The 26,280-nt window shown below is 32.5% G+C and carries 26 protein-coding genes; 4 read left to right on the forward strand and 22 right to left on the reverse strand.

Annotation, left to right across the window (positions count from 1 at the left end):
• Nucleotides 1–76 precede the first annotated feature (76 nt).
• The gene (locus C7958_RS14585; RefSeq protein ID WP_111573403.1) at nt 77–631 is read left to right on the forward strand and encodes a hypothetical protein; all 555 of its coding nucleotides are present in this window, start codon (nt 77–79) and stop codon (nt 629–631) included.
• Here the strand turns inward: C7958_RS14585 and C7958_RS14590 are convergent.
• The 8 genes from C7958_RS14590 to rfbB form a co-directional block, all read right to left on the reverse strand.
• Nucleotides 594–1,349 carry an ABC transporter ATP-binding protein gene (locus tag C7958_RS14590; protein ID WP_111573404.1) on the reverse strand — a complete coding sequence of 252 codons (756 nt, stop codon included), beginning with the start codon at nt 1,347–1,349 and terminating at the stop codon, nt 594–596. The two genes, C7958_RS14585 and C7958_RS14590, sit on opposite strands and share 38 nt — an antisense overlap.
• Nucleotides 1,346–2,116, reverse strand: a complete 771-nt coding sequence (locus tag C7958_RS14595; protein WP_111573405.1) for an ABC transporter permease — start codon at nt 2,114–2,116, stop codon at nt 1,346–1,348. Before C7958_RS14595 ends, C7958_RS14590 begins: the two co-directional genes overlap by 4 nt.
• Nucleotides 2,106–3,128, reverse strand: a complete 1,023-nt coding sequence (locus C7958_RS14600) for an ABC transporter substrate-binding protein (RefSeq protein ID WP_111573406.1) — start codon at nt 3,126–3,128, stop codon at nt 2,106–2,108. The genes C7958_RS14595 and C7958_RS14600 overlap by 11 nt, the downstream gene beginning before the upstream one ends.
• A complete protein-coding gene (locus C7958_RS14605) occupies nt 3,125–4,393 on the reverse strand; it encodes an ATP-grasp domain-containing protein (RefSeq protein WP_111573407.1) in 1,269 nt (422 codons plus the stop codon). The genes C7958_RS14600 and C7958_RS14605 overlap by 4 nt, the downstream gene beginning before the upstream one ends.
• Before the next feature lie 14 nt (nt 4,394–4,407).
• Nucleotides 4,408–5,148 carry a glycosyltransferase family 2 protein gene (locus C7958_RS14610; protein ID WP_111573408.1) on the reverse strand — a complete coding sequence of 247 codons (741 nt, stop codon included), beginning with the start codon at nt 5,146–5,148 and terminating at the stop codon, nt 4,408–4,410.
• A gap of 3 nt (nt 5,149–5,151) precedes the next feature.
• Nucleotides 5,152–6,315, reverse strand: a complete 1,164-nt coding sequence (gene rffA / locus C7958_RS14615; RefSeq protein WP_111573409.1) for a dTDP-4-amino-4,6-dideoxygalactose transaminase — start codon at nt 6,313–6,315, stop codon at nt 5,152–5,154.
• A gap of 42 nt (nt 6,316–6,357) precedes the next feature.
• Nucleotides 6,358–7,248 carry a LysR family transcriptional regulator gene (locus C7958_RS14620; RefSeq protein WP_111573410.1) on the reverse strand — a complete coding sequence of 297 codons (891 nt, stop codon included), beginning with the start codon at nt 7,246–7,248 and terminating at the stop codon, nt 6,358–6,360.
• Nucleotides 7,249–7,394: 146 nt separating this feature from the next.
• Entirely contained in the window at nt 7,395–8,354 is a 960-nt protein-coding gene (gene rfbB, locus C7958_RS14625; protein WP_111573411.1) for a dTDP-glucose 4,6-dehydratase, read from the reverse strand.
• 248 nt (nt 8,355–8,602) lie between these two features.
• Here rfbB and C7958_RS14630 point away from each other — a divergent pair, with 248 nt between their 5' ends.
• Nucleotides 8,603–8,932, forward strand: a complete 330-nt coding sequence (locus C7958_RS14630; RefSeq protein ID WP_111573412.1) for a YolD-like family protein — start codon at nt 8,603–8,605, stop codon at nt 8,930–8,932.
• A gap of 7 nt (nt 8,933–8,939) precedes the next feature.
• Here C7958_RS14630 and C7958_RS14635 read toward each other — a convergent pair whose 3' ends face one another.
• The 5 genes from C7958_RS14635 to C7958_RS14655 all read right to left on the reverse strand — a co-directional run bounded on the left by C7958_RS14635 (nt 8,940) and on the right by C7958_RS14655 (nt 15,044).
• The gene (locus tag C7958_RS14635) at nt 8,940–10,196 is read right to left on the reverse strand and encodes a Y-family DNA polymerase (protein ID WP_111573413.1); all 1,257 of its coding nucleotides are present in this window, start codon (nt 10,194–10,196) and stop codon (nt 8,940–8,942) included.
• Between the two features lie 166 nt (nt 10,197–10,362).
• Complete coding sequence (locus C7958_RS14640) at nt 10,363–11,055, reverse strand: DUF3298 and DUF4163 domain-containing protein (protein WP_111573414.1); 693 nt, start codon at nt 11,053–11,055, stop codon at nt 10,363–10,365.
• A gap of 21 nt (nt 11,056–11,076) precedes the next feature.
• A complete protein-coding gene (locus tag C7958_RS14645; protein ID WP_111573415.1) occupies nt 11,077–11,541 on the reverse strand; it encodes a hypothetical protein in 465 nt (154 codons plus the stop codon).
• Nucleotides 11,542–11,668: 127 nt separating this feature from the next.
• A complete protein-coding gene (locus C7958_RS14650) occupies nt 11,669–13,444 on the reverse strand; it encodes a FapA family protein (protein ID WP_166668459.1) in 1,776 nt (591 codons plus the stop codon).
• A 28-nt stretch (nt 13,445–13,472) separates the two neighbouring features.
• Complete coding sequence (locus tag C7958_RS14655; protein ID WP_111573417.1) at nt 13,473–15,044, reverse strand: PAS domain-containing protein; 1,572 nt, start codon at nt 15,042–15,044, stop codon at nt 13,473–13,475.
• A 220-nt stretch (nt 15,045–15,264) separates the two neighbouring features.
• On the opposite strand from C7958_RS14655, the gene C7958_RS14660 reads away from it, so the two are divergent.
• Nucleotides 15,265–15,756: a hypothetical protein gene (locus tag C7958_RS14660; protein ID WP_111573418.1), complete on the forward strand. Its 492-nt coding sequence runs from the start codon at nt 15,265–15,267 to the stop codon at nt 15,754–15,756.
• Nucleotides 15,757–15,914: 158 nt separating this feature from the next.
• Here C7958_RS14660 and C7958_RS14665 read toward each other — a convergent pair whose 3' ends face one another.
• From C7958_RS14665 to C7958_RS14675, 3 genes are all read right to left on the reverse strand, one after another.
• The gene (locus tag C7958_RS14665) at nt 15,915–16,316 is read right to left on the reverse strand and encodes an arsenate reductase ArsC (protein ID WP_111573419.1); all 402 of its coding nucleotides are present in this window, start codon (nt 16,314–16,316) and stop codon (nt 15,915–15,917) included.
• Between the two features lie 26 nt (nt 16,317–16,342).
• Complete coding sequence (locus tag C7958_RS14670; RefSeq protein ID WP_111573420.1) at nt 16,343–16,711, reverse strand: ArsR/SmtB family transcription factor; 369 nt, start codon at nt 16,709–16,711, stop codon at nt 16,343–16,345.
• Nucleotides 16,712–16,843: 132 nt separating this feature from the next.
• Nucleotides 16,844–17,764 carry a diacylglycerol/lipid kinase family protein gene (locus tag C7958_RS14675; RefSeq protein ID WP_111573421.1) on the reverse strand — a complete coding sequence of 307 codons (921 nt, stop codon included), beginning with the start codon at nt 17,762–17,764 and terminating at the stop codon, nt 16,844–16,846.
• Between the two features lie 285 nt (nt 17,765–18,049).
• On the opposite strand from C7958_RS14675, the gene C7958_RS14680 reads away from it, so the two are divergent.
• Nucleotides 18,050–19,279, forward strand: coding sequence for an L-lactate MFS transporter (locus tag C7958_RS14680; RefSeq protein ID WP_111573422.1), 1,230 nt, complete (start codon nt 18,050–18,052; stop codon nt 19,277–19,279).
• A 179-nt stretch (nt 19,280–19,458) separates the two neighbouring features.
• Here the strand turns inward: C7958_RS14680 and C7958_RS14685 are convergent, their stop codons facing one another.
• From C7958_RS14685 to C7958_RS14715, 6 genes are all read right to left on the reverse strand, one after another.
• A complete protein-coding gene (locus C7958_RS14685; RefSeq protein ID WP_111573423.1) occupies nt 19,459–20,226 on the reverse strand; it encodes an exodeoxyribonuclease III in 768 nt (255 codons plus the stop codon).
• A gap of 327 nt (nt 20,227–20,553) precedes the next feature.
• Nucleotides 20,554–21,204, reverse strand: a complete 651-nt coding sequence (locus tag C7958_RS14695) for a protein-L-isoaspartate(D-aspartate) O-methyltransferase (RefSeq protein ID WP_111573424.1) — start codon at nt 21,202–21,204, stop codon at nt 20,554–20,556.
• Between the two features lie 91 nt (nt 21,205–21,295).
• Nucleotides 21,296–22,795, reverse strand: a complete 1,500-nt coding sequence (locus tag C7958_RS14700; RefSeq protein WP_111573425.1) for a long-chain-fatty-acid--CoA ligase — start codon at nt 22,793–22,795, stop codon at nt 21,296–21,298.
• Between the two features lie 59 nt (nt 22,796–22,854).
• Nucleotides 22,855–23,811 carry a D-Ala-D-Ala carboxypeptidase family metallohydrolase gene (locus C7958_RS14705; protein WP_111573426.1) on the reverse strand — a complete coding sequence of 319 codons (957 nt, stop codon included), beginning with the start codon at nt 23,809–23,811 and terminating at the stop codon, nt 22,855–22,857.
• A gap of 45 nt (nt 23,812–23,856) precedes the next feature.
• A complete protein-coding gene (locus C7958_RS14710; RefSeq protein WP_243834259.1) occupies nt 23,857–25,512 on the reverse strand; it encodes a L,D-transpeptidase family protein in 1,656 nt (551 codons plus the stop codon).
• Nucleotides 25,513–25,530: 18 nt separating this feature from the next.
• Nucleotides 25,531–25,962, reverse strand: coding sequence for a MarR family winged helix-turn-helix transcriptional regulator (locus tag C7958_RS14715; protein WP_111573427.1), 432 nt, complete (start codon nt 25,960–25,962; stop codon nt 25,531–25,533).
• Between the last annotated feature and the right edge of the window lie 318 nt (nt 25,963–26,280).

The following is a 26,280-nucleotide window of genomic DNA, read 5'->3' on the forward strand; positions in this document are numbered from 1 at the left end:
ACAATTTCAAGTTAAAAGGCTTATTTTTATGATTCGTAGATAATATTTTTTTGAATTAAACTAAATTAAGCGTATTATGAAATTCGCTTATTTAATTAAAGATATTAATTTAAAGCAGGCTGTAACTTTACTAACAATTATCGTGATTATTTTAAGCTTAAACACAGTCATCACAGTGTTTAATGACAGTCACTATAATTATCAGGATTATCTGCAGCAGATTGCAGAGGTAGTACCAGAAGACACTCGGGTACTGGCAAATTTAAATACAGATTATTATTTTAAAAATGGTAGTCTTTTTGACTATAGAAATTTGGATTACTTAGAGGAAAATAACCTTTCCTTTTCCCAGTATATAGCCAAAAATGAAATTGAATATATAATTTATCCGGAAGAAATGGACTTTATATATAACAGCCGTCCTACCTGGAATATTCTCTACGGCAATCTTTATCCTTATTATTCTGATATGCAGCAATTTTTAGAACAGGAAACTAAACTGATTAAAAGCTTCAGCAATTCTACTTATGGCATGAGAATTGTCAGAGAAATTGGTCAAAAAAAATGGTCAGTTAAAATCTATAAAGTGAATTCTATAATCGAGTCTCCAGCTGCTCAAAAAGTTGATTAAATTCTTTGCTGCTGCGTCTTCGTGAATATAACATTCTATTTTCCACTACTTCTATTATCTCTCCCGGTTCATTTTTCATAAGTACTATCCGCTCTGAAAGAAAAACTGCCTCTCTAATATCATGAGTCACAAAAATAATTGTTCTCTCTTCTTTCTGCCAGATCTGAACTAAAAGCTCCTGCAGTTCCTGTCTGGTCTGACTGTCTACACTACCAAAAGGCTCATCCATCAGCATAATCTCTCCTTCTGCAGCCAGAGTCCTGGCCAGCGCTACCCGCTGTTTCATGCCACCGGAAAGCTGATGGGGATAATAATTCTGGTAATTTTCAAGCTTAACCTCATTTAAATATTTTAAGGCTTTCTCTTTTATTTGTGCTTTAGATAAATTATTATTCTTTGCAGAAGCTTTAACCGCAAAAGTAACATTTTCAATTACTTTCTGCCAGGGAAAAAGCTGCTCAAAATCCTGAAAAAGCATAATCCTATCCAGACCTGCTTTTTCAATCTTTGCTTTGTTTTTTAACAGCTGCCCACTGTCTGCTCTGCTAAAACCAGCAATTATTTTTAGTAAAGTTGATTTTCCACAGCCAGAAGGACCTAAGATAGTTATAAATTCATTTTTATTAATCTGCAGATTAATATTTTTCAGAGCGGGTTTTCTTTCCTTTTCTGTCTCAAAACTCTTATTTATATTTTTTAATTCCAAATAGGATTTCATTTTAACATACCCCATTTTTTTACTGTTTTTACTTCTATTTTTTTGAAAATAAAATCCTCAACTGTGACTCCAATCACTATAATTGCTATAATCCCGGCAAATACACCTGGCAAATCGAAAAAGACACGCTTTTGAAAAATAAACCAGCCCAGACCACCCAGACTATTGATTGCACCAAAAAGCATTTCTGCACTAATTAAGGCCCGCCAGGATCTGGCCCAGGCTATTTTTAACCCGGAAATAAAATAAGGAAGTGAAGCCGGAATCAATATTTTAAACATAAATTCTAATTTATTTAAGCGATAATTTCTAGCAATTAGGGTGTAGATATCCGGAATAGAGTTAAAACCAGTACTCAGATTTAAAATTAACGGCCATAAGACCGAATGAATGATTACAATTAAAATTGCAGTTCTCCCGGAGCCAAACCAGATTAAAATTAACGGCATCAGTGCAATACCCGGTAATGGATGGGCCAGAGCAGTCAAGGTATCGATTAAACCGGCAGCACTTTTAGAAAAATATGCTGTCAGTGCTAATATTAAAGCTGCTGCTGTCGCTAAAAATAGTCCCTGAATGATAATTGAAAGCGAAAATCCTATCTGTTTAATTAATGTTCCATCTTTAAATGATTTAATTAAAGCCAGAAAAATTTGATCCAGTCCGGGAAATATCATTTCTGAAAAAATACCGCTCAAAGCTGTCAGCTGCCAGATCAGAGCTAGAATTGTAATCCAGATTAAACGCTGACGGTATTTATTCCCCATTCTTAGCAGCTCCTCTTTTTAGTTCAGCTTTATTAATTTCCCTATCCTCTAAATCTTTTTTATCAGTAAAGATAAGATCAGAACGCTGATAGTCTTTTTTTTCTAAATACCCTTCAGCAGTCATAAAAGACAGGAATTCTTGTAATCCTTTAATCTCAGGAGTGAATTTCATTCCCGGCCAGGTGAGATATTCTTCCATTTCTGTTTGACTTAGATCATAATTGTCTGCTAAAAGTTCTGAAGCCTCAGCTGGATTTTTCTCTATAAAATCAATTGCTTTTCTTAATGATTTCAAAAATAGTATGTAATTTTCTGACTGCTGCTGATAAAACTCTTCGGTGCTGACTCCTATAATAAAGGTGAAGTCACCACCAAAAGCTTCACTGCCGCTTAAAATCTTTTTAATACCAGCTTCCTTACTCTCTAAAAACAAATAGGGTGGGGAAGCAAAATGAGCACTTACTTCTCTTTCTGCCAGCAGTGCATTCATTGCGTCCGGATGATTCATTGTTAAAAGCTGATCATCAAATTTATCTGTTTCTTTAAAATTTCTCTGAGCTGCCATTGAAAGCAAAATATGCTGAACACTTCCCGGCTGTGGCAGCGCAATTTTATCCTCAGCCTTAAAATCCGCAAGAGACTTAATATATTCTCTATTAGTCATTAATCCCAGTGGACTTTCTGAAAGAGCTGAAATTATTTTCCATTCCATTCCTTTATCTTTAGCTATTAAAAATGGTGGAATAGCCATAAAAGCAATATCAACTTCTCCAGCCAGCATCGATTCTCTGATAGCAGTCGTATTACTCAACTGTTTCCATTCCGCTTTTAAGTCTGAATCTTCATTATTTAAAAGCCCAAGCTCTTTGATTAACTGTACTGGTGCATATGCAAGTCCATACTGTTCAGCAATTGTAATACTCTTTTGATTGCTCTGCTCAGTTCCTTCACAACCGCTTATTATAAAAAGGCTTAAACTAATAACTATAATGACTAAAATGTATTTTTTCATAATTGAATTTCTGGCCCCTCTCCAAAATTTTCTCCAATTTCTCGTAAGACAAGATTATTACCATCCTGATCAATAATTTTTAAATTATCATATACTGCCTCTACTCGTTTCTGCAGCTGATTTTTATTTTCTGCCAGAACAATAAAATAACCGGCTCTGGCAGTTGCGTTTTCTATCTCAGGGATGATATTTCCCAGCTCATAATTAAGCCCCGCTTTTAATACACCGGGAAATTTTAAAATCTTATTAATTTCTGTAATCCTTCTTATTTTTCCCGGGCCAGCAAAAAAGAGCTGTGAAGATAGATGATTGGAATTACCCTGAAGTGAATAATCTGTGAGAGCAGTTTTACCAATCTCTTGACCTGCTGCCAGTTCTACCATCATCTTTAAAATATCGACACCTGTCAGTTCCGGCATGAAATCCCCTTCATAAGCACCACCAATTCTGCAGGCTATTTCATTAACTTTAATTCCCTCTTCTCCAATTAAAAATTGAAAATAGATAGGCCCATTTACAATCCCAAACTCATTTACAATTTTTTGAGCTAGCTTTTCAATTTGACACTTATATTTCTTTAAATATTGGGAGGGAAAAAGATGAGAAGAACAAATACCAATGTGAATATCTTCTTCAAAACGTAACCGATCAGTTACAGTTAAAATTTTTGCTCTATTATCAAAAACCCAACCGCTGATTGTTATTTCATTTGATTTATAATATTCCTCCACCAGGATCTGATCCTGCCTGGAAAAAGACAAAACTTTGTTAAATTTTTCTCTAATTTGTGCAATAGAATTTAACTTAAATACTCCGCGCTGACCCTGACTATCCAGTGGTTTAACAACAAGGGGTCTTTTGAAATCTTTTAAATCCTGCTCCAAAAAATCTGGAGCCAGTATTTTATATTTAACTGTTGGAATCCCAGCTGTTGAAAATTTACTTTTCATTACTCTTTTATTGGTGACAGCTTCTGCTGTTCCAACTGAAAGATATTGATTTAAATTCAACTTTTCTGCCACCTGAGCTGCAGTATAAACCGGCTGATCAGTACCGGCAGTTAAAATTCCATCCACCTCATATTTTTCAGCAGTTTTAAGATTGGCTTCAAGATCAAAGGTACTGCTATCGGAACTGAAGTCAGCAATTTTTTTTCCAGGAGCATCTGGATAATAGTCAGAAACAACCACCTGATGTCCCAGTTCTTTTGCTTTTTTGATTAAACTGAGCTGGCCGCTGCCTCCACCCAAAATTAAAAGTCTCATACTTTTTCCTCTCCCTATATAAAAGTGCTTTCTTCAATTATGTACTGTCTTTTTTGTCTGCGCAAATACTTTAAAAAAGGAAATTTTCCGTAATAGACATAAAGCTTTAAAAATAATTTTAAAAGTTTTAAAAAATTATAATTTGACTGACCGTATTTTCGCTGCTCCTGTCTGGTATAAATATTTGCGATTTCAGGTTCTTCTTTGAGAATAATTGCCGAAAGATAAATAAATGACTTATCAGAAGCAATAACTTTTTTAAGGACTTCTCTGGTAATTATTCTAAAACTGCTGACTCTGATCTCTTCGTCTTTGGGAGTAATCAAATTAAAAAGGCAATTAGTTAGCTTTGACCCCAGTCTTCTATAAAAATTGTGTGCTCTCTCTTCTGGAATAGCGTAAACCACATCATACCCCTTTTTAATTTGCTGATAAAGCAGAGCTATATCCTGAGGCCGGTGCTGGAGATCATCATCCATAGTGATTATATAGTCCCCAACTGTATAATTAAAGCCGCAAAAAATGGCATTCTGCTGCCCATAATTTTGAGCCAATCGAATACCTTTTACTCTGCTGTCCTGACTATGCAGTTTTAAAATTTTTTGATAGCTCTGATCCCGACTGCGATCATCAATCAGAATTAATTCGAATTCTAATTTATTAATAGCAGCTGTATTTTTAACAGCAGAATACAGCTCATCCAGAGAATTTTCTCCATTATAAACTGGTACCACTATAGAAATTAAATCAGCCATTACTTATACACCTGCATCCTTAATCTGAGCAAAAACATTTCTTAAAGCCTCAATGATATATTCTAACTCAGGGCGAGAAAGTCCCGGATAAATTGGTAGACGAAGCATGCTGGCAGCAACATTATTAGTCAGCTCCAGATCTTCTTTTTGATAGCCCAGCTTTTTCCCCATTGGAGAGGAATGTAATGGCTGAAAATGAAAAGTAGCTTCAATTCCTTTTTTTCTAAGCTGCTGTAAAATGAAATCTCTTATTTTTTGATTTTTAAATTTTAGATAATAAATATGATAATTACTCTTTCTATCAGCCGGTACAATTGGTAGCACTTCCAAAAAATCTTCAGTTAAAAATTCTTTTAAATGAGAGTTATAAAAGTCAAATATAAATTTTCTGCACTTAGTAATATAATCTATTTCCTCAAGTTGAGCAAATAAAAAAGCCATTAAAATATCAGATGGCAGATAGCTTGAACCTTCTCCAATCCAGCTGTATTTATCAATTTCTCCCCGTAAAAAACGAGAGCGATTTGTTCCCTTTTCTCTAATAATTTCTGCTTTTTCAAGCATCTGCTCCTGATTGGAGTTAATAATTAGAGCTCCACCTTCACCACTGACAAAATTTTTGCTCCCATGAAAACTATAGCAACCAAAATCCCCCAGACTGCCGGCTGCTTCTCCTCGATAAAAACTATTAACAGCGTGAGCTGCATCCTCAATTATTGAGATATTATTTTGGGCTGATATTTCTCTAATCTGATTCATTTCACAGCTGATACCAGCATAGTGAACTGGAATTACTGCCTTAGTTTTATCTGTGATCTTAGCCTCAAAATCAGCAGGATCCAGATTAAAAGTATCAGGCTTAATTTCGGCAAATATTGGTCTTGCTCCTTCTTTTAATACCGCATTGGCTGTAGAACTGAAAGTGAAAGAAGGCATAATCACTTCATCATTTTCTTTTAAATTAATCAGTTGAGCAGCCATTTCTAGAGCATGTGTAGCGGAAGTAGTCAATAAAACCTTATTGAGGGCAAGTTTATTTTCTAAAAATTTATTTACTTTTCTAGTATAATGACCATCACCACTTATGCTGCCTCTATTTAGTGCCTCAGCTATATAATCTTTTTCTTTTCCACTTAAATAAATTTTATTAAAAGCTATTTCGCACATTAAAATTACTCCGTTCTTAACCATTTAACTTCAAAAATTTTATTAATAACAAATATGTTTACCCAATTTTTTAAAGTTTGCTGTAAACTCTTTTACATCCTGAGATACAAATTCAGCTCTTTTATTAATCATGTATATATCATAATCAAGATCATAATCTTTAATTCGAGAAACATTAATCTCTTTAGCACTAAATTCATCTCTAACTGCATTATATGGCACAAAAGCAACTCCATAACCTTTACGAACTAAAGTTTTAATTGCCTCCGTCGAATCAAGCTGAGTAATAACATCAATTTCCGAAAAATTATGATCTAGATCTCCTAATGCATCCTTAAACTTTTCTTTAATTATACAGTCCTCTTTTAGAATCACAAATTTGTGGGCCAGAATTTCTTCCAGCTTTAACTTTTCTGGAAGATCAAAAGCAGGTGGAGAAATTAATACTACCTTTTCATTAATTACTTCTTCTGAATATAAATTTTTTGCCTGAGCTGGATGAGTAGTAAAACCTACCTCACAAATATCACTTAATACATCCTGCTCAATTTTATCTGAAGAAGCTGCAACCAGATTATACTTATGCTTTGGAAATTTAAACTGCATATTTAAAATCGCACAGGGAAGGCAATAAGTTGCAATGGTATATTCTCCTTCTATTTTTATCTCCTTGCTTTCTTGATCATTTAAATCAGCAATCATCTTATTATAGATTCTTATTATATTATCTGCATATTTTAAAACTATTTCTCCTGATTCTGTTAATTTTACTCCTCTATTGCTGCGTATGAAAAGTTCTTTTCCCAGAAAATCCTCCAGCTTTTGTATCTGCTGACTTAAAGCTGGCTGAGATATATGAGAATTACTTGCCACTTTTGAAATGCTTTTTACCTTTGCAATTTCCTGAAAATACTTAAGGCTCTCTATATGCATAAATACACCCTTTCATAGTCATGAAATATAAATTGGAAAATATTGTTTTTAACTAATGTTCTTAATTAATTATATTATTAATCAGGAAAAATAACAAGAGTTAATCGCAAAATCAGAATATTAAGTTTAACCTTAAATTTTTTTCTTTAAAGTAGTTTCTGCCACCATTTTTTATGGTCCAGATACCAGTTTAAAGTTTTTCTCAAAGCATTTTCAAAATCATATTCAGGCTCCCAGTCTAATTCAGTTTTTATTTTACTGTTGTCAACTGCATATCTATAATCATGTCCTTTGCGGTCTTCTACCTGTTTAATTAATAATTCTGATTTAGATAATAAGGAAAGTATTTTTTTAGTTATTTCCAAATTGCTTTTTTCGTTATTAGCTCCAATATTATATACCTCCCCTTTTCTGCCCTGACGCATGACCAGATCAACTGCCCGGCAGTGATCTTTAACATAAATCCAGTCCCTAACATTACTACCATCACCGTAGAGTGGTAATTTCTTATCATGCAGGGCATTAATAATAAAAAGTGGAATTAATTTTTCTGGATACTGATAGGAACCAAAATTATTTGAACAGCGGGTAATATTCACAGGTAATTTATATGTTTTAGCATATGATTTAACTAAAAGGTCAGCAGCAGCTTTAGAAGCTGAGTAGGGACTGGAGGGATTTAGAATACTATCTTCTCTAAATTTTCCGCTATCTCCCAGGCTGCCATAAACTTCATCTGTAGAAATTTGTACAAATTTTTTGACTCCAAATTCCAGGGCTAGATCAAGTAGATTCTGAGTGCCTTCAATATTAGTTTTGACAAAAATTGAAGGAGCTTCTATACTTCGGTCAACATGGGACTCAGCGGCAAAGTTAACTATATAATCTATACCTTGATGTAGCAGATTAGCAACCTTTTCTCTATCGCAAATGTTCAGCTGATGAAACTCATAGTTAGGATCTTTCTCTACATCTTTTAAGTTGTCAAGATTGCCAGCATAACTCAATTTATCAACATTAATAATCTGATCATCATAATTTTTAAGCTGATAATGGATAAAATTACTCCCTATAAAACCAGCTCCACCTGTAACTAATATTTTCACCTAATTCAACTCCTTTACTGGTGTTTATAATTATTTTTTAAAATTTATTTAACCTAAAAATCAATTTTTGTTAAAACAATTATATCACACTAAGCTTTAATTCTATATTAATCCTGCAATTTTTTTGAACAGATCTTGTTTATCGAACAAATGTATGCTAAACTTAAGATAAACCAACTTTTTATTTTGCTGAAGTAGATCGATAATTGACTTTTAAATTTTAAATCATAATCAAAGGAGCTGAAAATATGAATTTTAAAGACAGAGGTAATAAAAAATGGAATTCCTTGATGTTAGTTGAACATCAGAAAAAACTAAAAGAATTAAAAATGCGAGAAATGGACGTTAAAAAGCCTGAGTTAGACGAGCAGCAGCTGCAAGAAATTAATTTTAAAATTAATAAGGCATTAAATAGAAATTTAATAGTCAAAATCAAGTTTTATAAAAATAAAGAACTTAAAAATATTGAAGGAAAAATTTTAAGAGTTGAAAAATATGAACAGCAGATAAAAATTAAACAGCTAAATAAAGAAATTAAAACTCTAAAATTCGCACAAATTTTAGAAATCTCACTTTAACTATTTATTATTTATGATGTCCCCCAATGGTATTTTCAATTCTTTTTTTGATATTTCCCTTTTCCAGGTTGCGGGCATAATAAAGAACATCTTTCCCCATTTTTTGGGCTAACTGATCCCGTAATTGATTAATTTCCGATCTCTTTAAATCATTTTCAAATAAATTTAACTGTTGATAATCACTTTCCACAAATTTAGCAAGATAAAGGCTTATTTTTCTAACTTTTTCTCCCTGATAATGTTTATTTAAAATTGCCAGTGCAGCCTGATAGATATCTCTGGTCATGTCTGTTCTTTTTTCCAGACTGAACTGCCTGGAAAAACCCTTTTTGGTCTCAGCTTTAGAATAACTGAGAGATAGAGAAACAGTTTTTCCTTTCAAACTATTATGGCGAACTCTTTTGCTTACTTCTTCTGCCAAATTAAAAATCACAGTTTTAATTTCCTCTAAATCTTTATAGTCACTGTAAAGTGTAATCCCGCGTCCAACTGCTTTTTTACGGTCATCAAAATGTCCTTCTACTTCCGAATAATCAATACCCCAGGCATGATAATAGAGTTGATTACCAATAATTCCAAATTGGTTTTCCAGATACTCCAGAGGCAGCTGGGCCAGCTCACCCAGGGTATAAACCCCAATTTTATTTAATTTTTTTTCAGTTCTACTGCCAATTCCCCAGCAGTCAGAAAGATTTAGCGGCCACAATTTATCTGGGATATCATTATAATCCCAGCGGCAGAGACCAGTTTTTTTACCTTCATTATCCATTGCTACCTTAGCCATAAACATATTGGGACCTATCCCCATACTGCAGGGTAATTTATATTTATTCCAGATTTCTTTTTTTATCTTCACTGCCAGTTCAAGTGGATCCCCATATTTTTTTTGACTGCCATTTAATTTAAGCCATGCCTCATCTATAGAATAAATATGTATTGCTTCCAGAGGTAAATAAGAATTAAAAATTTCTGTGATTTTCATTGAGAGATCAAGATAAAGTCCCATATTAGCTTCGGCCAATATAATTTCTTCATTATCAGGAATTTGGAATAAGCGGTTTGCTGTTTTAATTCCATATTTATCTTTTAAAGCAGTCGATGAGGCCAGAACAACCGAGCCTTTTCTTTTTTTATCACCAATTACAGCTAAATAACCTTTAAGTGGGTGGATACCTCTTTTAACTAGTTCTATACTGGCATAAAATGATTTCATATCAATACATAAAATTTGATCTTCTGGTGCATCGGTGTAATCAGGTTTCATAATACTTCCCCCTCTCCATTTAAAAACATATGTTTGAATATAGTTTAGCATAATTCTTCACTTTTAACAAACATAAGTTCGTAAAAAAGGCAAAATAAAAACCAGCTGCCAGGACAACCACTTTTGGAAATTAAAACTGCTGTAAGTTAATACAGCAGCCTCAAAACTAATATTTAATTTTAAATTCAGGCATTCCAGTTGAATAAGGAGCTATAGCATATGGTTGAAAATATACAACCAGCTTCCCATCCTCCAGATAATAACACTGTCCCTCATCCAAACTCTGAAAACCATAATCATCCTGAAAATAAATATCAGGATTCTTTTTTATTTCAGCTTTAATCAGCTCTTCTACCTCAATGAGAGTCATATCCTGTTGTTCCAGAAAGTTGCTTAATTTTAAATCTTTACCTGAGGAAAGATCAATATTATAGCTCAAACTGTAGGGATTACCATGAGCTCCACCTGTATACTGATAATAATTAAATTTAATGCTTAATATTTCACTACTATTTTTTAAATCAAAACCTACTCTACCTACAAACTCGCGCCTCGAAAAATCTGCCTCAGAAAAATCACGCTGACTCTGTCTGGCCATTTCTATAGTATATTCAATAAAGGTTAAAATATTATCTCTAAATAGGTCATTGTATTTTTCCTGTATTTTTTTATGGTTTAGCTCCATCAGAATCGGAATTTCTGCTTCAATTTGATAAACATCTTTTTCTATTTTTTCAACTGGAAGCGAAACTATTTCTAACGCTGAAACCGGAATTACTGTTAACCAGAGAAAAATAACTACAATCAAAATTATAAGATCAAAGTTAAGACAATCAAAAAAATGATTTTTACCCTTCATTTCGACAACTCTTTTCTCTACTTATTTTTTTAATTTAATCCCTTTAGAAGTTATGTCAATGATTTTTTCTTTATATAAACCACCAATTGCCTTTTTAAAGCTTCCCTTGCTGATTTCTAACTCTTTTTTAATTCGTTCAGGTGAGCTGTCATCATTTAAGGGTAAGGAGCCACCTTTAGCCTGAAGACGATCCAGAATTTTTTCTTTCGCATCTTCGATTCTGCCATAGCCTATCTTGCGCAGACTGACATCAATTTTATTGTCTTCTCTAATTTTCTTAATATAACCTTTTAATTGATCTCCAATTGTAATTTCTTTATAAATATCATTTTCATAAACTAAACCAAAATATTTGTCATTAATAATTACTGTTGCTCCTAAATCAGTAAATTTATAAACTAAAATATCTACCTTATCTCCTTCACTAAACTCTACGTTTTCGGGAGCTTCTTCAATTCCTGTTGTGTCAATATCACTGCTTCTCATTATTTCACCAGTACCTTTCTATAATTAATTATATCTTTATTGTAACATAAAAGTATAATTAATAAAATAGCAAAAAACCTGCCAGTAAATTTACTGACAGGTTTAAATAAATACCCAATTTTAGAAATCACAGCTCTTCATCCCGCAGAAGATACTGATTTATATTGGGTAGATTAGAGACAGCTACCAGCTGACCGAAGTCATTAACCTTAAAATTTATGTTTTTTGTTCCAGCTTCAATAATTTTACTATCTTTATCACTTTTAATTATTAGAGTTCCCAGCGCTTTTTTAATAAAGATTTTTTCTCCAACTCTAAAATATGTTTTGCTCAATTTGCTGCCTGCTTCCTGGGCGAAAACTATTTCTTCTGCCTGATAGGAGCCACCTTTTAAAAATCCTGATTTACTCTTTACAATAATTGATTTTTTTGCTCTAATAGTCGAATTATAGCATCCCAGACGGTTTATAATCACCGAACCTCCAATATTAATTTCCGAATTCTGAATATAACCGGCATAAATATTTAAAACTCCATTCTGATTTAAATTGAGATCTATAAATTCTACTAAATTATTTTTAAACTTATAGAGAATTCTTTCATCTGTAATTCGTTCTATATTTGCCATATTATTAAAATAGGGGGTGATCTCCTTAAAATATTTTTTTAACTGATCACTATTATTTATTTTATCATTGACATCTAAAATTAACTTTTTTAATACCGGAAATTTATTTTCAATCAGCAACCTTAAAACTCTTCCAGTTCTAAAATTATTGAGATCCATTTTCCTTTTATTTGCTTCACCTAGAATCTCTTCTACACCCTTTTTAAGATTTTCTAAACTTCCAATAATTTTATTTAAAGCTGTCACAATTTCTCGATCCAGATAGTTACCAATAAATAGTTTACTGGCTATAATATTATTATTCACATGCAGGTTACCCCTAGTTTTAACTTCAGCATTGGCAATATTCCCCTGAACCTTTAAATCATTACCTACATCAACATTAAAATAATCCTTTACATCCCCTTTAACAAGAAGATCTCCATAATATTTAATATGTCCGGTATATTTATCTACATCACCTTTGATTATATATTGTTTATAAATATGGACCTCTACTGTTGATCTTCTCCTGATCAACTTGGGCTGACCGCCTTCAAGGGCAACTGCTTTTAAACCATCTTTTGTCAGCTGTACATTTTTACCTGCTTTAAGTTCTAAATCTTTAACAGGAGGTGGGGGAATTCTTTCAGAAAAAACATTGATTCCGATTTTTCCTTCAACTGCTTTCTTTTTATAGCAGATCATCTCACCTTTATCGATTGAGTCAATAACATTGAATAAATTTTCTTCCTTCTTTTTATATTCTTCACTTTTTATAATTTCTGCATTCTGACCAGCTTCTGCTTTTCTTCCCTCAGCAATTAAATATTTACCACTTAAATTCCTCTCCTGAGTCAGAATCTGATTGAGATAGTCATGTCTTATTCCATAACTGATGTTATAAAAATTTAAAAGCTCAATTATTTCTTCTTTTCTTACTTCAGGAAAAATTTCTTCTTTGCTTTTGGTTTCTACTTTTATTTGATTGGCTGCTTCTGTGTTTTTAAGCACTAATCTCTGCTCGGGAATAATTTCAATTATTAAATAAGCCTTTAATTTATTCTCAGTAAGTTCTATATCTAATTTTTTTCTTCTTTTTACTTTATTAATTTTAAACTCAATTAAATCCTCTACATCCTGACTGACAACTACCTCTTTGCTTTCCTTTTCTCCAGCTATATAAATATCAACATTTTCACCGGCCTTAATACGAGGATATCTGCCCAGCCCTTCTGGATTAATAATAGTTAAATTTCCATTTTCGAGATAAACTATACCATCTTTATTTTCCAAAACAAAATACCTCCCTACCACACTGGTCTTACTTTATTTTTTCTCTATAAATTGCATATACACCTATTCTATTATTATTTAAAAGTACAGGAAATGCAGTTAATTGCAGATTAAGCTTTTCTCCCCTGGAATTAATCCGGCAAACATCATGTTCTAATTGTGTCCCGGTTAAAACAAGTTGAGAAAAATACTTGGCCTCACCTTCTTTTCCAGCCGGTACAATCAAAGAATCAAGTTCCTTATTTTTTAATTCCTCCATCTCATATTCAAATAGCTGGCAGAACTTTTTATTAGCATTAATAACTCTCTCATCAAGATTAAGCAAAACTAAAGCATCAGGAAAATTATTAAAAAGCTGCAGATAATGATTTCTGTGTTTTGGCGAATGCGACCTGGCAGTTTGATTTACTAATTGATCTGGAATTATTGAAGTAATGGTTTTCAACTTATTGGCCTCAAAATCAGGAACTAAAAAATTATCATAATATCTTTCCTGCTCATCTTTTTTTACTATTATTCTTGTTTTAGTACTTTTATTGTTTTCAATAACATAATTTAATTTTTCTAAATAATCCCCTTTACTGTAACCTGCAATTTTCAAATCAGAAAAAGCTTTATTAAGATCTTTTTCTGTTAAATCAAATAATTCCAGAGCCTTTTGATTAAAATAAACAAGCCTTTTTTCGCTATCATATTTTATGATAGAGGCCGGAAATTCATTTAATATTTTCTCATAATTTTTTTCAGACAAAACTTCTCTGGTAATATTCTGATGTAAGATCATAACCTCATAAGAACCAATACCTTTAAATGAAGAAACATACATTCTAAACCATCTTTTTTCCTCAGGAGAGTGACAGGGATAGTCCATACTAAAATCATCTATCTCGTTATTTAAAACTGATAAGATTCCATTATAGGCTCTAGCAGAAAATAAGTCTCCCTCTTCCACAGCTTCTTTACAAACATCCAGATAATTTTCTCCAATACCAACATTTCCTGGCAGTGCACCATTTGCAGCTGCAAACTGTTCCCAGGAACTATTTGTATAAACAATTTTCCCTTTTTTATCTAAAATCGAAATATTTCCGGGAACCGAATCAAGGGCTGAGGCAGTGATATATTTTTCTTTTTTTAAAGTTTTATTTTCGTCATTTTTCTGACTTAAATCATCTTTAATTGTTTCCTGTTTATAAATATCATCTAAGACAGCTTTTAATTGTCTTTTAAATAACTTTATAGATTCAGTTTTGCTGCTTTTTAACTTCGAATTTAAAGAAAAATATATAATATAAATATATTCAGCAGCCTGAACTTTAAAACAGATAAACTCACTTTTGAATTCATCCAGATATTCTGCTAAAATATTTTTTATTTCCATATCAGGAGCTGCTTTAATTTTTTCATGCATAGCTTTTGTAAGTCTAGTTTTATTAACTTCTTTTTCAAAATCAGTATTTTGTTGGCTAAAAAATTCAAGTTCAGCTTCTGGTGTTAAAACTGCCATTTTTAAATCTTCAACAGCAAAAAACTCTGCAATAATATCCAGTTCAAGTTTAACTCTTTTTCTCAATTCTTCAATTTTTATAATATCTTTCATGTTTCTCACCTCTCATTAAATATAGCAAAATTAAGTTTAAATATATAAAATAACTTATTTAATATATTCTATGTTTGGTCTATCTTTCCTTTATTGATTATTAATAATTTATGAAAAAAGTAAAATAAATCACTAATACCACTTGACACATTTTTCACATATATGTTAAGATAGAGATAGGTAAATTAATTAATCAAATTTTTAAAAGGAGGATTTATTTATGAAAATCAAAACAATTGTATTAATGATCGCGGTTGCTGCTTTATTAGTTGCACCAACAGTAAGTGCTCAAGACACAGTTTCTTCTGCATCTCAGGTGGTAGATGAGGATAGTTTAATGACAGCAGTAGAAGATTCCTGGATCTTAATCATCCAACAGGATTTAAGTGTTGACGAAGAAATCGTATTAGAAGGTGAGTACACCAACAGAGGTGAAGTTGACCGCAAGTTAGCTCTTTATGATCAAGATGACGATCATAATGTAACTGATAGATATACTTTAGAAGCTCCAAGTATTACAGTTGCAAGTCCTAAAACAAGATTTAAAGCTGGTACTTTTGTAGGAGATGTTTATGTTGAATCAGAAAACTTCAAATTAACAACTGGCTTTACTGTAGAAGGTAATGTTTACTTCGAAAATGAAGCAGCTAAAGAAACATTTACTATTGAAGGCGGAGCTACTGTTACAGGTGACTTAGTAAATAATTGGTAAATGATATTCTTAATCAATAAAAATAATTAACCGGCTAGTATTATACTAGCCGGTTTTTTTAATACATATGTGATTTTAAAAACACTATAATAGTTATTTTTTCTATTTAAGGCAATAAAACTCTCAAATAAATAATTAATTTAAATTAAACAAATCATTTAAATTTTATCATTTTTAATTTTTTCTATCAGTTGCTTCACCTTAGTATCAATTATTTCTCTTGTTTCTCTAAACATCTCCATCGGTTCACCTGCTGGATCATCTAGACCCCAGTCTTCTCTAAATTTACAGGGAATAAAGGGACATTCAACTCCACAACCCATGGTAATTAAAACATCTAACTCAGATGGAATATCTGCTAACAATTTAGGATACTGATCACTGATATTTATCTCAACCTCATCCATTGCCTTGACCGCATTAGGTTTTACTTCTGGGGCAGGATCTGTCCCTGCACTATAAACATCCAGAATATCACCTGCATATTCTCTTGCAAATCCTTCTGCCATCTGACTGCGGCAGGAATTACCAACACAAACAAAAGCTACTTTATATTTCATTGAATTCTCTCCTATTTATCTATTTCTTAATCTTCAAAAATATTGCTATCTGGTAATGTTTCACAACTTAAGGAACTGGCATTATATTTCTCCAGTCTCAATTTATCTTCTTTAGCCACCGACCAATCTTTAATTTCTTCTTCAATCAAATTCTTCAGAAACTTATGTTCAGCTAACAGATCCTGATTTAAACTATAATAAATCCACTGAGCCCTTTTGCGGCCCTTAATTAAATCTACCTGTTTTAATTTAGATAGATGTCTGGAAGCATTAGACTGAGTCACCTGCATAATATTTTCCAACTCACAGACACATAATTCAGATCCAGCAAGAAGATTTAAAATTCTTATTCTATTTTCATGAGCAAGGGCTTTTAAAACTTCAGTAATTTCCATTTTGACCCCTCCATTATTCGAATATTCGATTTTACTCATATTCAAATCTTATAATATAATTTTTTTAAAGTCAAGAAGCTTTTCATAAATTTACATTAATTTAACAATACTTTAAATTCTTAAATTGCAATCTTAAACTAAAATTTCAATTTCTTTTCTAGAAATTTCAAAACTGGCATCACAAAGTCCAAGTGATTCACCATCCAGCTCCAGTTCCACCCGCTCCTGAGTTGTAATTTTAATCTTTTCTACCTGGTATGATTCCACCAGAGAATGGCTGAGATGTTTACCTTTATACGCTTTTATTAAGTTTAGGATTATCCCTAATTTTGAAAAATCTTTTAGTAAAACTAAATTTAGCTTATCAGAAAAAAGATCAGCTTCAGGAGCAATTTTTATTCCTCCACCAAAATAATTGCCGTGAGCAATTATAACAGATTTAATTTTCCCCTGATAAAGTAGCTTATCATCTGCTTCAACTTTAATTTCTTTATTTCGATAATTAAACAGAGTCTGAAAAATTTTTACTAGATAACTCAAACTACCGTCAAGTTTTTTTCTGCTTTTATTTAATTTCTTAGCCACCACTGCTCCCATACCACAATCAGCAATATTGATAAAATATCTTTTCCTTTTTTGCTGCTGATAATTAAAAAACTCTGCTGCCACAACTTTAATACTCTTACTTTTTTCGCGTTTAACCAGCTCGATAAAATCATCTATATTAGTTGGCAGGTTTAGGGTTCTGCTCAAGTCAGACCCGGTGCCCAGAGGGTAAATAATTAATTTTGTTCTTATTTCTTTTTTTTCGGCTAAAAGCATCCCATTGATAATCTCATTTACCGTACCATCCCCACCGACTGACATGATATAATCATAATTTTCTTCTACTGCCTTTTGGGCAAATTTAACTGCTTCCCCGGACTTTTTTGTATAGACTTCATCAAAATTAATGAATTCTTTTTTGACATATTTATTTTTTTTAGGCCAGATCTTTGCGGTTTTACCACCAGCCGCTGCTGGATTAATTATTGCGAGTATTTTTTTATCCATAATCTATCCTCATTTTATTTGAATTTTTTAATTTTCATCTGCTGCTGGACAACATTAATTATTCTAATATTCTCCTCTGTTAAAAGTACCAACTTAAAATTTAAAATATTTAGATTTTAGCCTTTTAGCTTGATAAAGTCAGGAAGTTTTGTTATGCTATTTCTAACTATAGCTCTTAAATTTATAGATTTATTTAGCTTATTAATCATTTTCCTAATAATATATTAACTGTTAATAGCTATATATTCAAGTAAAATTAGAAAACTAAGGAGGAAATATTGAAATATGCAGGCTTCAGTAACTGAGAATAAGAGTAGATGGCTTTATATTCCGTTAGGCTTAATAATATTTATGTGTATGGGAACTATTTATTCCTGGAGTATTTTTCGTAAACCTATAGAAACAGCTTTTAATATTGGTGCTACTAAAAGTGGTCTACCCTATATGGTTTTTCTGGTTTTTTATGCTCTGGCTATGCCTTTTGCTGGCAGCTATATGGACAAATACGGACCAAGAGTGATGACAATTGCTGGGGGTATTTTAATTTCAATAGGCTGGTTTTTATCTGGTTTTACTTCTTCAATCACTGTTTTAACCATTAGTTATGGTGTCATAGGTGGGATGGGAGTTGGCATAGCCTATGGAGCTCCAATGGCAGTAGCAGCTAAATGGTTTCCTGATAAAGAAGGACTGGCAGTTGGTTTAACACTGGGAGGGTTTGGACTTTCACCATTTATAACCGCTCCTGCAGCTGGCTGGTTAATCAGACAATTTGGGGCTTTTAGTACTTTTAAAATTCTGGGAATCTTATTTGCAGTAATTATTACACTGCTTTCTTTACCACTTAAGTTTCCGGATAAACAAAATGAAAAATCTAAAGCTAAGAAAAATAAAAAATTAAGCGTAGAAATTACTCCTGAGAAGATGCTTAAAAGCAGAAGTTTTTATGCACTCTGGACTACTTTTGTAATCGGAACAATTATTGGCCTGATGGCAATAGCTATTTCTGGCCCTGTTGCAGAAGAATTAATTAATCTAGATTCAGCCACAGCTTCTATTTGTGTCTCTTTATTTGCTATTTTTAACGGTATTGGACGTCCAATTTTCGGAGCCCTCACTGATAAATTTAAAGCAAAAAGAACAGCAATTATTTCTTTTTCTTTAATTATTATTGCCTCAATTTTAATGATAATTAATACTTCGGGTAGTCCAGTACTTTATTTTATATCCTTTGCAATTTTCTGGTTAAATCTGGGAGGCTGGCTTGCAATTGCTCCTGCTGCAACTTCGTACTTTTTTGGCAAAAAAAATTACAGTCAAAACTACGGCTACCTGTTTACTGCCTATGGTGTTGGAGCAGTGATTGGTAATTTGTTTTCCGGAAGTATTAGAGATATTATGGGAAGTTATCAATTTGTCTTTTATCCGACTCTAATAATTGCTATTTTAGGAATAATTATCTCCTTTCTCTTTTTAAAAAAAGATCAGGTTAATAATTTAAAAAAAGAAAATTAAAACAATTATTCAGCTGAAAATATTTAATTTTAGTATTAAACAATCTTAAAATGAAGTAATCTCACTTTAATCAAAATTTAATTATTAAATTTTAAAAAGGCAGCCTGAAATCTAAAACACTTTCAGGCTGCCTTTAAGGTATATTTACTTTTAATATTTATCTTTGACTTAAAATTTAACTAATCTAAATCAAGTGTAATAGTAACCGGACAGTGATCTGAGCCCATAACATCGGTTAAAACTTCTGCGCTCTTCAGGCTATCTTCTAGCCCTTCAGATATAAAATGATAGTCTATCCTCCAACCTGCATCCCGTTCACGAGCCCTGGTTCTATAACTCCACCAGGTATAAGTCTCTTTTTCAGGATGAAAATAACGATAAGTATCTAGATAGCCATGTTCTTCAAGCTTATCCAGCCACACTCTCTCAATCGGCAAAAAGCCTGAAGTCTTTTTATTAGAATCAGGATCATGAAGATCAATAGGGTGATGGGCTGTATTATAATCTCCACACACGACTATTTCTTTTCCATTTTCACGAAGTTCCTCACAATATTCGAGGGTGGCATCATAAAAATCAAGTTTATAATTTAGTCTTTCCTGGCTGCTTTTACCATTGGGAAAGTAAATATTGAGCAGATAAAAATTTTCAAACTCTGCTGCTATAACTCTTCCTTCCCGGTCAAAACGTTTAATTCCAAGCCCATGCCAGACATCAATTGGTTCTATCTTAGTATATAAAGCTACCCCACTGTATCCTTTTTTCTCACCAAAACTAAAGTAAGAATGATAACCTTCAATTTCCCGTAATTTATCTTTTAACTGATGATCCTGAATTCTAATCTCCTGCAGTCCCAGGACATCAGGCTGTTCTTCTTCAATCCAGTCTAAAAACCCTTTTCTTGCTGCTGCTCTTATTCCATTAACATTCCAGGAATAAATTCTCATTAATATCCAACCTTTCTATATCTATTTTATATCTCGCTGATAAATTTTCTCTACCGCTTCAAATTCATCCAATATCCCCTGATCCTGCTGTGGATAAACTTTATTAACCAGCATGATTACAATTATATTTATAAAAAATCAATGAGGGGAGAGTCATTGAATCCGTTTTTTCTGTATATACTCTTAAACGAGCAGCTACATACTTCCAGTTTAACACTGTACCAATAAATAATCCAACTGCAATCCAGACCTGACTTAAGCCCCCAGATTAACGGCACCAGGAAGTCTCATTAAAAGCCAGCCGCATAAAGCGGCTGATTAAATAAACTATTTCCAGCTGTCCTCTCCTAAAAGAGGAACAAATCTTACATACTCGAGTTCTTCTTCTTTAAATTTCCCGTTATATTTCTTTTTAATTAACTTCAGACTTTGAATTCCCCCACGTTCTCCAATAGGAATAATTATTCGACCACCTTTTTTGAGCTGTTCCTGCAGTTTTTCTGGTACATAGGGAGCTGCTGCTGAAACTATAATAGCATCATAAGGAGCTTTTTCGACCCAGCCTAGACTTCCATCACCAATTTTTACTTTTACTTTCTCATAATTTAGTTCTGCAAGCACTTCCTTTGCTTTTACAGCCAATTTCTCAATTCTTTCAATAGTATAAACTTCAGCTGCAATTTCTGCTAAAAGTGCGGCAGCATAACCCGAACCAGTTCCTATTTCTAAGACTCTGTCTGATTCATCTAAATTTAGAGCCTGCAGCATTGAAGCCACAATATAGGGTTGACTGATTGTCTGCCCTTCATCAATACTCTGAGCACCATCCTCATAAGCTAAGTGTCTATTTTTTTCTAACATAAATTTTTCTCTCGGGACTTTCTTAAAAGCATCAATTACTAATTGATCTTCTATACCTCTATCAATTAACTGATTTTTTACCATCAGTTGGCGAAGTTTTTCAAAATCTTTTTCCATAATTTACACCTCCGCTAAAATTTAAAATTCATAATAAGCTGTTTAATTGGATTAAGGCTAAAATAAAATTCTTTAAAAAAATAAACCAATTTTAAAGATCGCTCAAAGACTTTTTATCAATTTTACCAGTGGCATTTTTGGGAAGCTCTTCAATAAAATCTACCAGTTTAGGAATCTTATAATTAGCAAAATACTGCATGCAGTATTTCTGAATTTCTCTTTCAGTTGCAGTTTCACCATCTTTTAGAACAATCACGGCTTTTGGAATTTCACCTCTAAGCTCATCTTTGGTGGCAACTACAGCTGCTTCTCTAATCTTGGGATGTTTATATAACTGCTCCTCAATTTCACGGGGATAAACATTCATCCCACCAACATTAATCATATCTTTTTTTCGATCAACAATATAGACATAACCATCCTCATCCATTTTACCCAGGTCACCTGTGTGTAACCAGCCCCCACGCAGAGTTTTTTTCGTTGCTTCAGGCATCTTAAAATAACCTTTCATTACATGTTCACCCTGAACAATAATTTCTCCAATTTCACCAAAAGATACTTCATTATCATCTTCATCAACAATTTTAACTTTTGTTTCAGGAATTGGAAGACCAACTGATCCCGTCTTTCTAACTCCATCAACCGGATTTACATAAGCTACTGGTGAGGTTTCAGTAGGACCATTGCCTTCCAGAATTTTAACCTTAAATGTCTCTTCAAAATTTTCCATTGTCTGCTGCGGCATAGCAGCTCCCCCGGAAATGCAGAGATTTAAATGGGAAAGATCAAATTCTTCTTTATTTTTAACATTTAAGAGTGCTGAGTACATTGTTGGTACTCCAGCAAAAAATGTCACATTCTTTTCCTGAATAGTTTTCAATACTTTTTCTGGTAAAAATCTATCCACAATAACTATTTCTGCTCCCAAAAATAGGGGCAGTAAGATACAGACTGTCTCAGCAAAAGCATGGAACATCGGCAGCACACAGATGTAGCGATCAGTATCATCAATTTTTAAATGTTCAATTGTTTTTTGAGTATCAAATATTAAATTATGATGTGTTAACATTGCTCCTTTGGGCTTGCCTGTAGTCCCAGAAGTGTAAAGACAGGCTGCAGTAAATTCCTGATCAATATTTTGCAGCTCTGGCAGAGAAGTTTTTTGATTTTTTAATTCTGATAATAATATATAACCATCATCTTTATCACCATCAACTAAAATAATATTTTCCAGAAAATCTAAATTAGATTCTTTAATTAAAGGCAAAAACTTTTTAGAAGTAATAACTATTTTTGCTTCAGAATTATTTAATATATACTCGACTGCCGGTGTCTTAAAACTAATATTTAAAGGTACCATAGTAGCTCCAGATTTAATAACACCAAGATAAGCAGTGAGAAATTCCAGACAATTAGGAAGCATTATACTGACCATATCTGAGGGCTTAATATTTAAGTCTATCAGCCCATGAGCAAGTTTATTGCTTTCTTTTTCCAGCTCACCATATGTAATTTTTCGATCCTCCAGTACCGCTGCAGTTTTTTCTTTTTTTTGATTTGCAGTTTTAGAAATAATATCTCCAATTAACAATTAAATTACCTCCTGTTATATAATAAAAACATTTGTCAATTATAATTTTTTTCTCCCAATTACCAGCTGACATGAAAACCTCGGGTATCAATATGAATAAACGGACCTCTGACTCCATTTCCTTTATAACTGCAGACTCCACCCTGGAGATGAGAAAATTTCTTTTTTTGGTCAAATTTAACCGCAAGTTCATACAGGATATCTGCATCAGATTTAGTTGATTGGCCATCACCATTCAAGTCATCCATCCAGCTATTCCCACTATTATCAATATATATATCTGCAGCATCTCCATAAAGATGACGGCTGAAATCAGTATTATTACCTATTTTTTTATTAAAATAGGGGGAACGATAAAGACTTACAATACCAAAAGTCTCCGCCTGATAACCTGCATTATTAACTTCTTCCAGAAAAAACTCCAATTTCAGCAGTAAAGACTCCTGAATCGCTATAAATTGAGGCAGCTCACTGCTCTGTCTTGTTAAAAACTGTTTCACTTTAAAATGAGGAGTTAATTTCAAATCAAGTATTGATTCATCTATTTTCCAGAAACCATCCGGTTTCGCATAATAATCTTTCTTGTCGGCTGGAATCTCTGGATAATTTCCAATCCTGAAATTTTCTATATACTGGCCATTTTTTTTCTCACGTGGATGCAGAACAAAAATATTTATTTTAATTTCTGCAGCTGAACTATCAATGTTTTTTTCTCTAATTACAGCCTGATAGTTTCCACTTTCTGTCTGAGCATTCCAGGTGAATGAACTAGTACTTTCAAAAATCTTTCCTCCCAGTTCAATTTGATACATTGGGCCTTTATCTTCTTCTGCAATAGTAAATTTTATTTCTTCTCCGGGCAGTACAAAAATACTAAATACTTTTAGAGGAATCTCTAAACCATCATATTCTACAGAAAAGTCTGCATGTCCCGCTGAAAAAGCTGCTGTGTTAACTGTTAAGCTTAAAATTAATAATGTGCATAATAGTATTGATAAATATAATATTTTTTTCATCTATTCTTCTTTTACTCCTTTAATTTTATTAGTTTAAGTCAATTATTATAGTGATTTAAAATATTCATTAATTATTTTTTGGTCTCGATTGTAGATATCTTCTCTAAAATTTAAATTTCCCAGAGAATCTACCCAGGCGCTGTTATACTGGATATAAATTTTAATCGGATTGTTTAAGTAAACAGTTTTTTCTTTATCTTTTTTCATTTCTGACTCTATAGCATCTCGATTCCATTTTTCCTGATCCTGCAAAAGATATTCTGCCAGATCTACTGGCTTTTCAATTCTAATACAGCCTGAACTAAAACTTCGGTCGGTTTCTGAAAATAAATATCTACCCGGTGTATCATGTAAATAAATGCTGAATTTATTGGGAAACATAAATTTTATTTTCCCCAGAGCATTTTGATCGCCTGGATTCTGCCGCAGGAGATAATTAAAATTGTCTTCATTAATTTTTGACCATTCAACTTCTGCTGGATCAATCTCTTTTAATTCACTATCCCCCATATATTTAAATAAAGAATAATTATTTTCTTTTAAGTAATTATAATCTTTCTTAATCTGAGGAAGTTTATCTTTTACTGCTATTGATTTAGGTACATACCAGTAAGGATTTATAACCAGATACTTAATAGTATCACTAAAAACAGGAGTACTTCTCTGCTCCTGACCGACAATGGTTTTCATCTCCATAATGACCTGATTATTCTCATATAATTTAAGATTGTAATCAGCAATATTTACATAAATATAGCGGCTTCCTAAATCTTCAGGCAGCCAGCGCCATCTTTCCATATTTATAATTATTTGTTTTATTCTGTGATCCAGGGGAACATTTAAAGCCTTAAGTGTTTTGTCACCTACAACTCCATCTGCATTTAAACCATGATTCATCTGAAATCTAACTACAGCCTTTTTTACAGTTCGATCAAAATAGTCATCATTTTCTATTTGAGCTTGATTTAAATAATTGCGCGAATTTAAATTAGAGATTAACTGGGACACTCTCTGACCTTCAGCATCTTCAGCTAAAAGATCACCTGGCGCTATCTGAGTCCACTCTTTTATCTTTTCTGGATTACGATAATCAGCTAATTTTTGTTTTAATTTTTTATAGTTTTCTATTTGAGGAAGCTGTTCCTGCAAAGTCTGAGCTACATCCTTTTCTTCCAGCAGCAGTTTTAAAAGATTTTGGGCTTCCAGATTATCAGGTTGATAACTATAATCTTCAATTATTATTTCTGCATCAATTTTTCCATTTAAATAATCAGAAGCCAGACTCAAATAGGCATTGGTTAATAAAATATCAAGCAGTGCTCTTTTTTTAAGCGACCCTTCTTCAAATAATTCCTGATATCTTGTATTTTCTTCTATATATTCTAGATGATAATCTTCTGGATTTAAACCTTCATCATAACTGTTTTTAATTTCTTCCACCAGCGCTTCCGGATTTCTCCTGAACTGTTCCTCTTTTAACCAAATAGATTGATAATGTCTCTGCTCATAAAACTCTTTTAACTGCTGATAAAAATTAACATCTTCATTTTCAGGAAACATTCCCTCATATTCTTCAATTACAAGCAAGTGATTTCTAATTGACATAGCCAGTTCACTTTGAGCAGCTACATTCGCATTAAAGATAAATATTAATAAAAACATAATTAAAAAAAATAATATTCTTTTTTTCAAAATAATCACTCCATCAACTTCAATATTCTAATATATCTCTTCAATTTTATTTAGCAACTTCTCTAAAAGCTGAGCTAGTTCTTCGGCTGAATCTCCCATATCCACCAATGCTTCTTCCATAAATTCCTGTCTCTTTTTAATCAAACCCACCATAATTTCTCTACCCTTTTCGGTGATTTCTAAAAGAACAACTCTTCTATCCTCAGTATCTCTTTTTCTTTTAACCAGTCCGGCCTCATGTAAATAATCTACTATTACTGTCACTGTGCTATTAGCCATATGCAGTTCTTCATGAATCTCTCCCATACTTACAGGTTGTGACTCAATAATAACTCTTAAAACATGAAATCTCCCCAGAGTCAAATTATAACATTTAAGATGATCTTTGGTATACTCATTTAAATACTTAGATATATTCCTTATTTTTTCTTCAATTTTAGTATTATTTTTATTTACCATATTAAATCCCTCACTAATTTAGACATTTTAAATTTTATTTCAATAGTTATAAATATTATATAATAATTCAGCTCCAAAAACAAATATATGTGCAGGTATATAGGTACCAGGTACAAAAGGGTCCTTTTGTACCTGGTACAAGTGATTTAATTCACTAGTTATAATAAATCGAGTAGGAGGGAAATAATTAGTTTATTCCCCGTCCTCTCACACCACCACAGCGTACCGTTCGGTACTGGGCGGTTCATTAAGAATTAATTACTTGTGCATATCTTTCTGTAAAACTAAAGTATCCCAGTTTCTTTAAAAGCTGGTTGG

Origin of the sequence: Halanaerobium saccharolyticum (assembly GCF_003259895.1) — a bacterium.
GTDB lineage: Bacteria > Bacillota > Halanaerobiia > Halanaerobiales > Halanaerobiaceae > Halanaerobium > Halanaerobium saccharolyticum_A.

Coding starts and splice junctions, on each gene's coding strand:
- C7958_RS14585 (WP_111573403.1), top strand. CDS start 77: ATGAAATTCGCTTATTTAATTAAAGATATTAATTTAAAGCAGGCTGTA.
- C7958_RS14590 (WP_111573404.1), bottom strand. CDS start 1,349: ATGAAATCCTATTTGGAATTAAAAAATATAAATAAGAGTTTTGAGACA.
- C7958_RS14595 (WP_111573405.1), bottom strand. CDS start 2,116: ATGGGGAATAAATACCGTCAGCGTTTAATCTGGATTACAATTCTAGCT.
- C7958_RS14600 (WP_111573406.1), bottom strand. CDS start 3,128: ATGAAAAAATACATTTTAGTCATTATAGTTATTAGTTTAAGCCTTTTT.
- C7958_RS14605 (WP_111573407.1), bottom strand. CDS start 4,393: ATGAGACTTTTAATTTTGGGTGGAGGCAGCGGCCAGCTCAGTTTAATC.
- C7958_RS14610 (WP_111573408.1), bottom strand. CDS start 5,148: ATGGCTGATTTAATTTCTATAGTGGTACCAGTTTATAATGGAGAAAAT.
- rffA (WP_111573409.1), bottom strand. CDS start 6,315: ATGTGCGAAATAGCTTTTAATAAAATTTATTTAAGTGGAAAAGAAAAA.
- C7958_RS14620 (WP_111573410.1), bottom strand. CDS start 7,248: ATGCATATAGAGAGCCTTAAGTATTTTCAGGAAATTGCAAAGGTAAAA.
- C7958_RS14630 (WP_111573412.1), top strand. CDS start 8,603: ATGAATTTTAAAGACAGAGGTAATAAAAAATGGAATTCCTTGATGTTA.
- C7958_RS14635 (WP_111573413.1), bottom strand. CDS start 10,196: ATGAAACCTGATTACACCGATGCACCAGAAGATCAAATTTTATGTATT.
- C7958_RS14640 (WP_111573414.1), bottom strand. CDS start 11,055: ATGAAGGGTAAAAATCATTTTTTTGATTGTCTTAACTTTGATCTTATA.
- C7958_RS14645 (WP_111573415.1), bottom strand. CDS start 11,541: ATGAGAAGCAGTGATATTGACACAACAGGAATTGAAGAAGCTCCCGAA.
- C7958_RS14655 (WP_111573417.1), bottom strand. CDS start 15,044: ATGAAAGATATTATAAAAATTGAAGAATTGAGAAAAAGAGTTAAACTT.
- C7958_RS14660 (WP_111573418.1), top strand. CDS start 15,265: ATGAAAATCAAAACAATTGTATTAATGATCGCGGTTGCTGCTTTATTA.
- C7958_RS14665 (WP_111573419.1), bottom strand. CDS start 16,316: ATGAAATATAAAGTAGCTTTTGTTTGTGTTGGTAATTCCTGCCGCAGT.
- C7958_RS14670 (WP_111573420.1), bottom strand. CDS start 16,711: ATGGAAATTACTGAAGTTTTAAAAGCCCTTGCTCATGAAAATAGAATA.
- C7958_RS14675 (WP_111573421.1), bottom strand. CDS start 17,764: ATGGATAAAAAAATACTCGCAATAATTAATCCAGCAGCGGCTGGTGGT.
- C7958_RS14680 (WP_111573422.1), top strand. CDS start 18,050: ATGCAGGCTTCAGTAACTGAGAATAAGAGTAGATGGCTTTATATTCCG.
- C7958_RS14685 (WP_111573423.1), bottom strand. CDS start 20,226: ATGAGAATTTATTCCTGGAATGTTAATGGAATAAGAGCAGCAGCAAGA.
- C7958_RS14695 (WP_111573424.1), bottom strand. CDS start 21,204: ATGGAAAAAGATTTTGAAAAACTTCGCCAACTGATGGTAAAAAATCAG.
- C7958_RS14705 (WP_111573426.1), bottom strand. CDS start 23,811: ATGAAAAAAATATTATATTTATCAATACTATTATGCACATTATTAATT.
- C7958_RS14715 (WP_111573427.1), bottom strand. CDS start 25,962: ATGGTAAATAAAAATAATACTAAAATTGAAGAAAAAATAAGGAATATA.